Source organism: Rhizobium sp. 18065, from assembly GCF_902706095.1.
In the GTDB taxonomy this organism is placed as follows: domain Bacteria; phylum Pseudomonadota; class Alphaproteobacteria; order Rhizobiales; family Rhizobiaceae; genus Allorhizobium.
In genome coordinates this window covers 495,324-508,956 of sequence record NZ_CACSJP010000003.1, presented here as the reverse complement: position 1 = coordinate 508,956, position 13,633 = coordinate 495,324, and the positions used below count along the sequence as shown (strand labels likewise).

Sequence of the window (13,633 nt, the reverse complement as noted above, 5' to 3'; positions counted from 1 at the left end):
CTGCCGGTGTCCCAAGGTTCAAATATTGTAGGTCGAAGCTAGCGGTCGAGGTCGACCAGATGCCGATCGACCGCCTCGCCGATGAAGTCGCGTTCGTCATCGGCAAGCGTCAGCCGCGCCGCGGCGGCATTCTCCCGCGCCTGCGCCGCATCACGCGCGCCGCAGAGCGAGAAGGTTATCCCCGGCTGATGCACCGTCCAGGCGATCACCAGTTGGGCGATGGATACATCATGTACCTTGGCAATCGGCGCGACATCACGAACCAGATGCGCCACCTTCTGCCGGTTCGCCTGGCTGAAGCGGGGATTGCCCTGGCGCTGGTCATCAGCTGCAAAGATGCGGTCAGGGCCGACCTTGCCCGACAGCAGCCCCAGCGCCAGCGAGGAATAGCTGAGGACGGAGACATTGTTGGCTTTGGCAATCGGCAGCAGCGTCTTTTCGATGTCGCGGCGAACCATGGAATATTCCTCCTGGATCGCATCGATCGCGCCGCTTTCTACATAGGCGTTGAGATCCTCCTGGGAGACATTGCTCGCACCGATCGAGCGGATCTTACCCTGCTCCTTCAAGCGGATCAACGTCTCCATCGTATCGGCGATCGGCGTGGTCTGGTCCTGCCAATGGGTGATGTAGTGGTCGATGTGGTCGGTGCCGAGCCGTTTCAGGCTCTGCTCAAGCTCGTGGGCGATGGAACCCGCGCCGAGATAGCGGTGAACGGGCTTGTCGTCCTGATCGAAGAAATAGTTGCCCTTCGTCGTGTGCCAGACGAGACCGCATTTGGTCGCGAGCACGACCTCGTCACGCCTGCCCTTGATGGCTTTGCCGACAATGGTTTCCGACAGACCCATGCCATAGGCGGGTGCGGTGTCGATCAGCGAAATGCCGTCGTCGATGGAAGCCTGAATGGCGGCGATGGATTGCTGTTCATCGGTGCCGCCCCACATCCAGCCGCCGATGGCCCAGGTTCCCAGTCCCACGACGGATGCCTGGATGCCACTGGTCCCGATAGACCTCTTCTTAACCGCGCTGTTTGTCATGGTTTCCCACTCCGATATTGGCAATAACATGTCTGGCGACCGCCTCGTCGACGACGAGCGAGGTCAGGTAGCGCCCTGCAAGTGCTGCCGCGACGGGGCCGGCTTTATAGTCCCCTGCGGCAACGCCGATGATGTTGCGGCAATTGTCGAACTGCCCCGGTGGCAGCGCCACGACGCGGGAATTCAGGTCGATATCCGCCAATGATCCGTCGGCGCTGATCAGGTGCGCCAGGAACTCTCCCGCTATTCCGGCATCGACCAGCGCCTTGCCGCCACGCGCCGGATCCGGCAGCAGATCGTAATAGCCAGATCCCGGCGCATCGACCGAACCGATGCCGACCAGAGCTACCGTGGCGCGCCGGGCAAGATCGAACACCTCGCGGATCGACGCGACGTTCATCAGGAGATCGCGTTGCTCGGCGTCTTCGGCAAACAGCGGCGCGTGGACCAGTGATGCGCTGCCGCCAAGCTTTTCGGCCAGTTGCGTCGCGAGATGATTGACATCCGTAAAGTGCTTGCCCTGGACACCTCCTGTCACCGGCACAACCCGGACGTCGAAACGGCGTTCAGCTTCAAGATTTTCAACCACAGCACTGACGGCCTTGCCGCCGGTAATGGCGATAATGTCTCCATCCCGCAGGGTTTCCAGCAGATGGCCTGCCGCAACCCGGCCGACCATCTGCAGCGTCGTCTCCGGATTGTCCGATACGGTCGGCGTCACCACGGAATGCCGCAGGGAAAACCCGCTCACCAGATCGTTCTCCAGATCGACAAGCCGCTGGTAGGGGCTCGATATGGCGATCTTGACCATGCCCGCCTTGCGCCCCGTCGCGATCAGCCGGTTGACTTTCGAATGGGAGAGATTGAGCCGCTCAGCGATTTCCGACTGCTTCAACCCTTCGATAAAATGCAGCACGAGCGCCGAATACATCTGCCGCTGCTGGTCGAAGTCTTCCTTGATATCCGCCATAGTCGAAATCTCTCGTTTCCCTGAACAGTTCTCAGCGGCGCCGCTTGACGAGGTAGTGGTCGAACAGCACCGCCCCCAGCAATATGCTGCCGCGAATGATGTCCTGCCAATAGACTGACACGTTGAGCAAGGCGAGCGAACTCGACACCATGGACAACAGCACTGCACCAAGGATGGCGCCGAGAATGGTTCCCGATCCGCCCGAGAGGCTGGCGCCGCCGATGACGGCCGCCGCAATCACGTTGAGTTCCATGCCGATCCCGAAGCTCGGCTGGGCTGAGCCAAAACGCGCCATATAGATCACGCCGGCCACGCCGCAAAGCGTCGAGCAGAGCGTCGTCGTTGCGAAAATCACCCGGCCGACCCGAATGCCGGAATAAGCCGCCGCTTTCGGATTGCTGCCGGTGTAGAACACCTTGCGAAAGGCGGTCGTGCGGCGCAGCAGCAGGTCAAACGTCACGACAACGACCACGAAGATGATGATGACAAGCGGAATGTTCTGGATGGTGCCCTGACCGATGAATTTGAATTCCGGCGGCAACGAATAGAGGCCGAGCGGCCGGCCGCCCGTCGCCAGCAGGCAGACGCCCCGGGCAATCACCATGACGGCGAGCGAAACGATGAAATGATGCAGCCCGACGACAGTGGTCAGGAAGCCCATGGCCATGCCGATGGCCGTCGTCAGGGCAATGGCCATCGCCGCCGCCGCCCAGGGATCGACCCCGTTGAGAAACAGCCAGCCGCCGGCGACCATGGCCAGCGCCGTCACCGAGCCGACCGAAAGATCGATGCCGCCGGAGATCAGCAGGATGGTCATGCCAACGACTACGATGCCTTCCACCGCAAACGCCATGGCCATCGCCCTGATGTTCTCCACCGTCAGGAAATATGGCGATATCAGCGACATCACGCAGAACAGCGTGAGGATGATGAGGATCAGACCCGTTTCCCGCGCCCTGATCATGGTATCGAACCAGCCGATGCGGCGGATCGATCGCACAATGCCGGACTGTTGTTCCTGTGTTGCTAGCATGCTTCTCACTCCCTCAGCCATGTGCCGCTACCGGACCGATATCGATCGACGCCAGATGCATGATGTTTTCCTCCGTCATGGCGGCTCCGCGCACCTCTCCCGCAATGCGTCCCTCCCGCACCACCAGTACCCGGTCGCTGATGCCGATCAGTTCCGGCAGTTCCGACGAGATGACGACGATGCCGACGCCCTCCCGCACCAGCGCGCGCAGTTGGCGGTGGATCTCCGCCTTGGCGCCGACATCCACACCACGGGTCGGTTCATCCAGGAAAATCACCCTGGGATTGACCGACAGCATCTTTGCGAGCGCGACCTTCTGCTGGTTGCCACCGCTCAGCGACGAGACGGGATCGTCGACGCTGTTGGCGCGAAGCTGCAGCCGCTGGCCGAGCTCCCGCGCCCGCGCCTGCTCTCGCCGCCTTTCGATCAGCCCCATCCCGTTCGCAATCAGGTCGACGTCGAGCGCCGAGACATTGGCGGCGATGGACATGTCGAGAAACAGGCCGTCGCTCTTGCGGTCCTCCGACAGGTAGACAATCCCCTCACGAATGCTGTCGCGATAGTCGTGCAACTGCAGAACACGGCCGTTGAGCGCAATCTCGCCACTGGCCCGGCCCTCCAGCCGGCAGATACCGCGGACGATCTCGCTGCGGCCCGCACCGATAAGCCCGGCAAGGCCAAGGATCTCGCCCTCGTGAAGATCGAAATCGACATCAAAAATCCGCCGGCTTTCGCAAAGGCCGCGCACCGATAGGATCACCCTTCCGGAGTGCTCGTCCTCGCCCTGCTTGGCCGGATAAAGATTGCTTAGCACCCGGCCGACCATGCTGTTGATCACCTCGTCCTGGGTGATCTCGCCGATATCTGACGTCCGCACATGGCAACCGTCCCGCATGATGGTGATGCGATCGCAATGGGCAAAAATCTCGGCCATACGATGCGAAATATAGATGATGGCGATACCCTTGTCGGCCAGCCGATGCATGATGCGGAACAGGATCTTCGCCTCTGTTTCCGTCAGCGCGGCAGTGGGCTCGTCAAGTATCAGAATGCGACAATCGAGCGTCAGCGCCTTGGCTATCTCGACGATCTGTTGCTGGGAAATCGACAGACTGCCAGCCTTCACCGTGGGGTCGATATTGCCCAACTCGCGAAGCACCGCCGCTGCCCGATGATTGATATCGGCATAACGCATGAACCAGGCCGGGCTGGAATTGGTCTCCGACATATACATGTTCTCGGCGACTGAAATTTCCGGGCAGAGCGCAATTTCCTGATGCACGAAGCCGATGCCCAGTCGATGGGCTTCGTTCGGAGACACGATGCGCACCTTTTTGCCATCGAGCCTGACCTCGCCGGAATCGGGCTGCAGGATGCCGTCGATAATGTGCATCAAGGTCGATTTTCCAGCACCGTTTTCCCCGACGAGCGCGTGGATCTCACCTTTTCTCAATTGCAGACGGGCTCCGCGAAGCGCGTGGACCGGCCCGAAGGATTTGTGCACGTCCTCGATATCAAGAATAACCTCACCCATCACGCCCTCCGCCCTCCGCCCTCGCAGTGCCATCGATATTTTCCGTCCCGGCCGCAATATTGCCTGCCGGGACGATTGCCGCGAAATCAGCGGTTTTTCATGTATTCATTGAGGTCGAAGGCATCTGCATTGGCCTTGGTGATGACCGCAAAGCCATTGTCCATCGACGGGACCTGAAGCGGGTTGAAACCCGACAGCTTGTAGTCGTTGAACGGATCCAGCAGATCGGGATGGGCACCAAGGAAGGTGTTGACGAAACCCATGAAGCCCTGAACGCCCTGGTTCGGGTTGATGGCCATATGGATATTGCCCGCCTTGATGTGATCAAGCGTGGTGGGTGTGATGTCCGCGTGAATGATCAGCACGTTCTTCTTGGCTTCCAGCACGGCGGTGACTGCGCCTTCGGCCGAGCCGGCCTCGGGGATCCACAAGGCACCGAGGTTCGGATTGGCCTGAAGCATGGCCGAGACGGCCTGATAGGCGGCATTGGCGTCCTGGTTCGTCGCCTGGCGTGCAACCAGCTTCATCTCGGGATAGGTGCTGCCCATGTAGTCGACGAGGGCGGTGACGCGCAGGTCGTGATTGCTCTGGCCAGGGTTCTCCAGCACGGCGAACTCGCCCTTGGCACCAAGCTGTTTGACGATTTCCTCGGATGCGAACTTGGCCTCGGCCACGTTGTCCGAGGTAATGTAGGCGGTCCGCTTCGACTTGGGCGAGTCAGCGGCAAAGGTGGTGATCGACACGCCTGACTCGATGGCCTTATTGATCGGCTCGATGAACGGGTCCGCCTGCATCGGGTGCAGCAGGATGCCCTTGGGCTTTTTGACCAGATCCTGCTCGAAGGACGCGATCTGCTTGGTGATATCATAATCCGGCGTCCCGGAGAAAACCGCTTCGCAGCCCAGCGATTCAGCCGCCTGTTTGAAACCCTCGAAAACCGGCACCCAATACGGATGCGCCGATACCATCACATTCATCACATAGGTTTCGCCGGGCTCACAGGCAAATTTACCGTTGGCGCTGGCTGGTGAAACAGCAGCGCCGACAACAAATGCAGCCACGCCAAGGCCCAAGGCCCTCTTCAGGTATTTCAACATCTTCCCCTCCCAGGAATGGTCAAACCAGAAATGCAATAAATTTCCGCTCTAGGTATTTGTTGCAGCCTTACTCCTAATGATGACTCAATCAGACGTCAAGAGGATTGCAAGATATTATTTCCTATGAAATAAATATCGCATCGTCCGGTGCAAGATGGAAAGAGAGGGCGTTATGATCCGTGGTGCTGACCAACTGCGGATAATGCGAGCCTTCTTCAAGCAGGAGAAGAAACGCAGGGCGTCATTGGCACTTCGGCGTTTGACATCGATTGTGGTGCCGAGATCGAATCCGACGTCTTCCCAGCTGCCGCCAATCATCAACGTCTCATCTTCCGTATCGATCGGCCGGTCGGTTTCGCTTGCGATCAACTGGAAGACAATCAACCCGCAAACCCGTCCCTGACAGGCGCCCATGCCAGACCGTGCAAAGGCCTTAGCCTGGGAGAGACCGACGGAGCATCCTTGACGATCGACCGAAACGTGCCCGCGTTGACCTCCTCGCAACGGCAAATGATCGTCGTATCGCTCGGTACAGCCGCGAAAATGCGCGGCGGATATCACGCGCGATTGATTGCCAATTGCTACTGACCCGCTGGTTGTGGCCTCTTATGACCGGAGGGATCGCAGTATGGTTGAGCCACGCTGGCGTGTGGCATTCCCGACACCGCGTTCAATGTCGGCAACATGTCAACATTGAACGCGGCTTCACCAGAGATCTCAGCGAATGAGCCGGTACGGAGCCGTCCCATTTCGGAGAGGTAGGGCAGGCGCAGCCGGGGATCGATCAACCCCCGCGAGCACACTCCGACTTCAATTCAAGCGCTTGCCGGTTGCCGGATCAAATACGTGCAGATCCCGCGCTTCGACGTCCACTCCGACAACCTCGCCCAGCCTCAACACGCTGGACGCCGGCACCGCGATATTGATTTCGTGCAGATCGTTGCGCAGGCTGACCAGCCGCGTCTCTCCGTGAAACTCGTTGCGCTCGACGGTACCGCGAAACGCCTGCGCCTGGTCACTGACACGGAACGCACCGGGCCGGATGCCGACCGTGACCGCGCCTGCACGGATGCCGGTCGGGGCCTGGAAGCGGACGAGATCGTCACTCAGAACACCGTCGACCATCTGCAGCGGCAAAAAATTCATGTTCGGCGTACCGATGAAGCCTGCGGCAAAGACGGTCGCCGGCGACTGGTAGATTTCCTCAGGCGTGCCCATCTGCTCGATGCGGCCATCCTTCATCAGGACGATCCGGTCGGCGAGAGTCATCGCCTCAAGCTGGTCATGCGTAACATAGATGCTCGTCGTCTTCAGATCGCGATGCAGCCGCGCGATCTCGACCCGCAGGCTGCCGCGCAGCTTGGCGTCAAGGTTGGAGAGCGGTTCGTCGAAGAGAAAGACTTCCGGCGTCTTGATCATTGCGCGTGCGATAGCGACGCGCTGCTGCTGGCCGCCGGACAGTTCCGTCGGCTTGCGCGACAGATAGACGCCGAGACCGAGTGCATCAACGACAGGCGCCAGACGCCCGTCGATTGCGGCCTTGCCGACGCCTGCGCGCTCCAGCCCGAAGGTGATGTTCTCACGCACGCTCATATGCGGATAGAGCGCATAGTTCTGGAAGACCATCGCGATACCCCGGTCACCGGGATCGCGATCGTTCATCCTCTGGCCACCGATCAGCAGGTCACCGCCGGAAATCTCTTCAAGGCCCGCGATCATGCGCAGCATGGTCGACTTGCCGCAACCGGACGGGCCGAGAAAGACAACAAACTCGTGATCCTCGACCTTGAGATCGAAGTCGCGCATGACTTCGAGTGCGCCATAGGTCTTGGCTATGCCGCGGCATTCGACGGTCGCCATCAGTTGCCCTCCCCATCCAGAATGATCTGCAGCTTGACGTCCTCCGGGCGTCCTTCGGCTGCGCGCTCAAAGGCAGCAATCGACTGATCGAAACCATAGGTCCCCGACACCAGCGGCTTGAGGTCCACCTTGTCGGCAGCAATCAAGGCCAACGCCCGATCGAAGACATTGGCGTAGCGAAACACGGTCTCGATACGGCATTCGCGGAAGCAGGCAGCGGCGAGGTCCACCGGCACCGGTCCAGGGGGCAGGCCGACCAGGACCACCGTTCCGCCGGGGCGCACGACCTTGAAAAGATCGGCAACGGCAGCAGCCGCTCCCGAGCATTCGAAGACGATGTCGGCACCCCAGCCTTCCGTCGCTTCATCGACGGCCTCGGCGAGGTTGCGTTCGCGCAGATTGATACCGGTAATCCCGTCATAGGTCTCGGCCAGCTTGAGTTTCGTCTCCGAAAGATCCGAGATCAGCACCCGAGAGCAACCGCCGGCAAGCGCCGCCAGCGCCACCATGATGCCGATCGTGCCGCAGCCGGTGACAACCGCCGTGTCGCCGGGGGTGATGCGGGCGCGTGTGGCGGCCTGCATGCCGACCGCGAACGGCTCGACCATTGCACCTTCGGCAAAGGAGACATTGTCCGGCAGTTTGTAGGTGAAGCCGGCCGGATGCACCGTTTCCGGGCAGAGCACGCCATGCACCGGCGGTGTCGCCCAGAACGTCACGGCGGGATCGACATTGTAGAGGCCAAGGCGCGAGGCACGCGACTTCGGGTCGGGGATGCCCGGCTCCATGCAGACCCGATCGCCGGGCTTCAGGTTCGTGACATTGGCGCCAACCTCCGTCACGGTTCCGGCCGCTTCGTGGCCGAGCACCATGGGCTGATTGACGACAAAATCGCCGATATGCCCATGCGTGTAATAGTGCACATCGCTGCCGCAGACGCCGACCGTGTGTATTTTGATGCGAACGTCATCGGGACCCATGGCCTGGGGGAGATCGATGTCGCGCAGGGACAGTTCGCCGACGCGTTCGAGGACAAGAGCTTTCATGGAGGTCAACCTTGATCAGTTTTCTTGGAAAATGCGGCATTGAGACCGCCGGCCATCACCCCGAGCAGGATCAGCGGCGGCAGCGACAACAGGACGACGGCGGCGTTGAGGATTCCCCAGGGCACGTTCATGCCGAGCTGAGACATTTCCGACGCGATGATCGGCAGCGTCTTCGCCTGGGACGTGGTGAGCATCATGGCGAGCAGGAACTCGTTCCACACCAGCACGAAGGAGAAGGCGATGGCGCCGAAGACCTGGAACCTTGCGATCGGCAGCGCGATGCGGAAGAAGGTAGCGTAAGGCCCAAGTCCGTCGACGCGGGCCGCCTCCTCGACATGCAGGCTGACGCGCTCGAAGGCCGGCACAGACAACCAGATAGTGATCGAGGCCGTCACGATCAGATAGGTGACGATCAGTGAGAACCGCGTGTCGTAGAGATCGAGGCCGAGCCAGATGACCAGCATCGGAATGGCGATCGCCACCGGCGGCAGGAAGCGCAGCGACAGGACAAAAAACTGCGCCTCGGCCGTCAGACGGTTCTTGAAGCGTGCGATGACGTAAGCCGCCGGCACACCGAGCAGGGCGCCGAGCACGACGGCGCTCGAGCAGATGATCAGCGAATTGGTCAGTGCGCGGGCCACGGATCGGCGATTGAGCACATAGCTCATATTGTCCCATACCGGCTGGAAGACCAGTTTCGGCGTCGAAACCAGCAGGTCGGCATTGGTCTTGAAGGCGTTGAGCAGGGTCCAGAGCAGCGGCAGGACCACAAGCGCTGCCGCAAAGAGCAGAAGCAGCTTGAGCAGCAGGGTCGAGAGCTTCATCGGTTCAGCCTCTTCCAGGTGAAGGTGAAGGTGACGATGGTCAGCACCATCATGATGACCGCCATCGACGAGGCATAGGAAATCTTGCCGGATTCGATGAAGCCTTGCGAATAGGCATACATATCGAGTGTCTCGGTCGAGATGCCAGGACCGCCCCGCGTCATGACATAGACAAGATCGAAGGAGCGCAGGCTTTCGATCGCCTTGACCAGCAGCAGGCTGATCAACGGCGCCTTCAGCATCGGCAGCGTGATGAAGCGGTGGATCTCGAAACGGCTCGCACGGTCGATCCGGGCCGCCTCAAGCGGTTGCGGTGGCAGTGATTCCAGCAGTTTCAGGATGATCACGGCGAAGAACAGGCCCCATTGCCAGACATCGACAAAGGCGACCGCGAGCAGCGCACCGAGCGGTGTCGACAGGATGTCGGGCGTGATGCCGGTCAGTTCCCGGACCGGCCAGGTCAGCGCGCCATAGAGCGGGTGAAAGGCGAACTTCCACACAAATGCGGCACAGACACGCGGCAGCAGGACCGGGATGATGAACAGCACGCAGAGAATGTTGCGCATGCGCAGGCTGGCGGCCTCGAACATCGCGATGCCCAACGCAAGCCCCGTGACCATGGTTGCGGAAACGCTGAGGATCTCCCACTTGAACGACACCCAGAGCGCATTCAGAAAACGGGCATCGGAGAGCAGCGCCAGATAATTGGCGAACCAGACATAGTCCGCCTGCGGCTGTGCGAGCGTGCGGTTCTGTAGGGAAATATTGATCGCATAGATCGTCGGCACGAGAGCGAGGACGATCAGGATGCCCAAAGTGGGGCCAAGAAAGACGTAAGGCAGCGAACGGCCGCGGCGCATGGCAAATCCTCGGATGGGAAAAAAGGGCGCGCCGTGCGACGCGCCCAGTTGACGGCTTGGGAGACGTCAGAGTTTGGCGGCGAAGGTCTCGAGTTCGGCAAGCGTCGCCTTGATGTCGGTGCGGCTGCCGGTGATCAGCTCTTCGAGCATGATGCCCCACTGGTTGCCCAGCTCCTGCCAGCGCGGATCCTGCCAGAAGGTGACTTCCGTCTTCGCGCCGGTGGCGGCCATTGCATCGGCGAGGTTCTGGCCAAATGTCGCGGCATATTCCGGGCTCTGATAGGTGCTGGTGCGGGTCAACTCGCCCGGCTGGCCGGCGGCGAGGCGACGCGCTTCCTGCTCCTTGGAGGTTGCCCAGGCGACGAACAGGCCGGCGCAGGCCTTCTCCTCCTCGGTCGCATTGGCCTTCGACGCGATGGCAAAGCCATGGGCGTAGCCGCCACCCGGCAGCGGCGACGGGGGCACGGAGAAGGCCACCTTGTCGGCCACCTGGCTCTGCGCCTTGTCGACGGACATGCCGCCGAGCGGCGCGGATTCAATGATGATCGCGACCTTTCCTGCCCGGAAAGCACCGGTCGACTCGTCCCAGGAACCGGTCTGCGTGCCCGGAGCCGAATACTTGAACAGGTCGAGATAGGTCTGGGTCGCCTTCACTGCGGCTTCGGAATTGAAGGCCGGCTTGCCGTCCTTGTACCACTCGCCGCCATTGGCCTTGAAGAATGGCATCCAGCGCCAGACATTCGCGCCAGAACCACGCTGGCCGCGCAGGGCCGTGCCGTAGACACCGTTGTCCGGATCATGCAGTTTCTGGACGGCGGCGAAATATTCGTCCCAGGTCTTTGGCGGTGCGATGCCCGCTTTTTCCAGCAGGTCCGTACGATAGACCATCAGGTCGCCACCGCCCTGCACCGGAGCGAACCACTGCTTGCCATCATAGGTGGCGGCCGCCCGCATGCCGGCGTCGAAATCCTTGTAGTCATACTCGGCCGGGTAGAAACCTTCGAGCGGAACGATCCAGCCCGAAGAGGCGAACAGGGCAAGATTGGCCTCGTCGACATAATAGACGTCGAAGCTTCCGACGGTAGACGCGTCGGCCTGCGACTTGGCACGGCGGTCGTTTTCGTTGAGATAGCTGATCTCGAAACCGGCGCCGGAGAGCTTCTCGAACTCGTCGACATAGTCCTCGAGAAGTGTCAGTCCGTCACGCGGCTGTGCCAGGATGCGCACGTCTTCGCTGCACTGGGCAGCGGCAAATGCGTTCGAAGCCGCAAGAATGGCGATCACCGCGCAGCCGGCGCGGAGGCTGTTGAATTTCATGATTTCCTCCCTCGGATGGCAAAACTCCCTCGCCATCTACGGGGGCTATTTTGCGCAACAGAGGGGCCTGAACTAGTTTACCTTCGCTGGATAATTGATACTATATTGACATTTTTGCACTGCAACACGAGTCCATCCATGCCAATTGCATCAGATTTCCCGCTCTCGGTTTCGGACACTTTCACGGCGACGCGAGAGCAGATCGTGCTGCCGGGCGGCACGTCCTATCTGATCCGCCGGGACGATTACCCAAATCCGATATGCATCTGGAACTATCATCCCGAATGGGAGATCCATTTCATTCCCGATGCCAACGGCTTTGCCTATGTCGGAGATTATATCGGCCCATTCAAACCCGGCCATCTGGTGCTGGCGGGCACCAATCTGCCGCATAACTGGATCACCCCCGGCGCACCCGACCTGCCCGGACGCGACATGGTCCTGCAGTTCGATGCGGAAGCGCTGATGAGTGTCCGGGCCATCTGTCCGGAATTCGAGGTGCTGCACCGGATGAAACCGATGGCGGAGCGTGGCGTCGAGATCCTCGGCCCGGAAGCGCATGAAATCGGCGCCAGGCTGCTCGAACTTCAAACTGCCGGAAACGGCAGCGGTCTGGGCCTGTTCATCGAGATCCTCAACGCCATCGAGGCCGCCCCACAGAAACGTCTGCTGGCCAGCGAGCACTTCATCTCCGTCTACAACCAGTTGTCGGACAGGCGGCATCGCAGGATCGACCGGGCGATCCAGATCATGCAGTCGAACCCGGGCGCGCAGATGCATGAAGTGGCCACAGAGGTCGATCTTGAGCCATCCGCTTTCTCACGGGCGTTCCGCAGGCTGACCGGCATGAATTTCTCCGACTACAGCCGGTCGCTGCGCGTCTGGCGGGCTCGGACCCTCCTGTCGGAAAGCGAGATGCCGATCACCGACATCTGCTTCGAGGCCGGTTTCAACAATCTCTCGAACTTCAACCGGTATTTTCGGATGGAAACGGGCCTGACGCCCCGCGCCTATCGAAAGGCAGCCCGCATCCGGGCAAAATCGGTGATCGCACCGCCATCACTGCACGGTATACGATTATAGTGCGCGCTTGTGCGCGCGCCCAGAGAAGTTATCCGAGCAACAATCCGTGTCCGCAATCAGGTCTGCGCGCGCAAAAAAGCATCATGCTGGGCGCAAATTGATGCTTTTCCTTGCCTACCATCTTCCCGTATTCCTCGGATGGATCATGAGGCAAGGGCGGACGCGGGCATGGGAAAACCATTTTTCTGGAACGAACTGAATACGGGCGATTTTGCCCATCTTTCGGTTGACCGGACCATCGCCATCCTGCCAATCGCCTCCACCGAACAGCACGGTCCGCATCTGCCGATCTCCACCGACGTTACCATCGCCAATGGCATGCTGACCGAGGTGCGCGCCCAACTGCCGCAGACACTGGATATCCTCGTTCTGCCGACGCAGGAGATCGGCAAGGCCAACGAACATATCCACGGCCCCGGCACGCTTTCGCTCGGAGCCGAGATCCTCATTCCCGCCTGGACCGCCATCGGCGGCAAGGTGGCGGAGGCTGGCGTGCGCAAGATGGTGATCGTCAATTCGCATGGCGGCAATCTCGATGTCATGAACATCGTCGCGCGCGAACTCCGCGTGCGTTTTTCGATGGCGGTGGTCGCCACCCAGTGGTCGCGGTTCGGTAGCCCGGCAGGCCTGATCAGCGAACATGAGCAGAAGTTCGGCATCCATGGCGGCGACATGGAAACCTCGATGATGCTGCATTTTCGTCCGGATCTGGTGCGCATGGACAGAGCCGAGAATTTCGCCTCCAAAGCCGAATGGATGAAGGACAACACGCGTTATCTGCAGCCACTGCCACCGCATTCACTCGCCTGGATCGCGCATGATCTCAACCCGAACGGCGTCGTTGGCGACGCCTCGCTCGGCACAGCGGAAAAAGGTGCATTGATCGCCCGACATCAGGCCAAGGGCTTCATCGACCTTCTGGACGACCTGACGAATTACCCTCTTTCCAATCTCTATTCGAAGTAAAACATC

12 protein-coding genes are annotated in these 13,633 nt (G+C 60.5%); 2 read left to right on the top strand and 10 right to left on the bottom strand.

Annotated elements, in window-relative coordinates:
• Positions 1-38: 38 nt before the first annotated feature.
• The 10 genes from GVK95_RS10845 to GVK95_RS10800 all read right to left on the bottom strand — a co-directional run bounded on the left by GVK95_RS10845 (position 39) and on the right by GVK95_RS10800 (position 11,578).
• Positions 39-1,037 carry an aldo/keto reductase gene (locus GVK95_RS10845; RefSeq protein ID WP_159949341.1) on the bottom strand — a complete coding sequence of 333 codons (999 nt, stop codon included), beginning with the start codon at positions 1,035-1,037 and terminating at the stop codon, positions 39-41.
• On the bottom strand, positions 1,018-2,007 hold the full coding sequence (locus GVK95_RS10840; protein WP_200844258.1) for a sugar-binding transcriptional regulator: 990 nt from the start codon (positions 2,005-2,007) through the stop codon (positions 1,018-1,020). Before GVK95_RS10840 ends, GVK95_RS10845 begins: the two co-directional genes overlap by 20 nt.
• Positions 2,008-2,038: 31 nt before the next feature.
• A complete protein-coding gene (locus tag GVK95_RS10835; RefSeq protein WP_159949340.1) occupies positions 2,039-3,040 on the bottom strand; it encodes an ABC transporter permease in 1,002 nt (333 codons plus the stop codon).
• A gap of 13 nt (positions 3,041-3,053) precedes the next feature.
• Positions 3,054-4,574, bottom strand: a complete 1,521-nt coding sequence (locus tag GVK95_RS10830; RefSeq protein ID WP_159949339.1) for a sugar ABC transporter ATP-binding protein — start codon at positions 4,572-4,574, stop codon at positions 3,054-3,056.
• 86 nt (positions 4,575-4,660) lie between these two features.
• Positions 4,661-5,671 carry a substrate-binding domain-containing protein gene (locus tag GVK95_RS10825; RefSeq protein ID WP_159949338.1) on the bottom strand — a complete coding sequence of 337 codons (1,011 nt, stop codon included), beginning with the start codon at positions 5,669-5,671 and terminating at the stop codon, positions 4,661-4,663.
• Between the two features lie 810 nt (positions 5,672-6,481).
• The gene (gene ugpC, locus GVK95_RS10820; RefSeq protein WP_159949337.1) at positions 6,482-7,531 is read right to left on the bottom strand and encodes a sn-glycerol-3-phosphate ABC transporter ATP-binding protein UgpC; all 1,050 of its coding nucleotides are present in this window, start codon (positions 7,529-7,531) and stop codon (positions 6,482-6,484) included.
• A complete protein-coding gene (locus tag GVK95_RS10815) occupies positions 7,531-8,577 on the bottom strand; it encodes an NAD(P)-dependent alcohol dehydrogenase (RefSeq protein ID WP_159949336.1) in 1,047 nt (348 codons plus the stop codon). The genes ugpC and GVK95_RS10815 overlap by 1 nt, the downstream gene beginning before the upstream one ends.
• A 5-nt stretch (positions 8,578-8,582) precedes the next feature.
• A complete protein-coding gene (locus tag GVK95_RS10810; RefSeq protein WP_159949335.1) occupies positions 8,583-9,401 on the bottom strand; it encodes a carbohydrate ABC transporter permease in 819 nt (272 codons plus the stop codon).
• Positions 9,398-10,261, bottom strand: a complete 864-nt coding sequence (locus tag GVK95_RS10805; protein WP_159949334.1) for a sugar ABC transporter permease — start codon at positions 10,259-10,261, stop codon at positions 9,398-9,400. The genes GVK95_RS10810 and GVK95_RS10805 overlap by 4 nt, the downstream gene beginning before the upstream one ends.
• A gap of 66 nt (positions 10,262-10,327) precedes the next feature.
• The gene (locus GVK95_RS10800; RefSeq protein WP_159949332.1) at positions 10,328-11,578 is read right to left on the bottom strand and encodes a sugar ABC transporter substrate-binding protein; all 1,251 of its coding nucleotides are present in this window, start codon (positions 11,576-11,578) and stop codon (positions 10,328-10,330) included.
• A 138-nt stretch (positions 11,579-11,716) separates the two neighbouring features.
• On the opposite strand from GVK95_RS10800, the gene GVK95_RS10795 reads away from it, so the two are divergent.
• Positions 11,717-12,661: an AraC family transcriptional regulator gene (locus GVK95_RS10795; protein ID WP_159949330.1), complete on the top strand. Its 945-nt coding sequence runs from the start codon at positions 11,717-11,719 to the stop codon at positions 12,659-12,661.
• 168 nt (positions 12,662-12,829) lie between these two features.
• The gene (locus tag GVK95_RS10790; RefSeq protein WP_159949328.1) at positions 12,830-13,627 is read left to right on the top strand and encodes a creatininase family protein; all 798 of its coding nucleotides are present in this window, start codon (positions 12,830-12,832) and stop codon (positions 13,625-13,627) included.
• Positions 13,628-13,633: the final 6 nt, after the last annotated feature.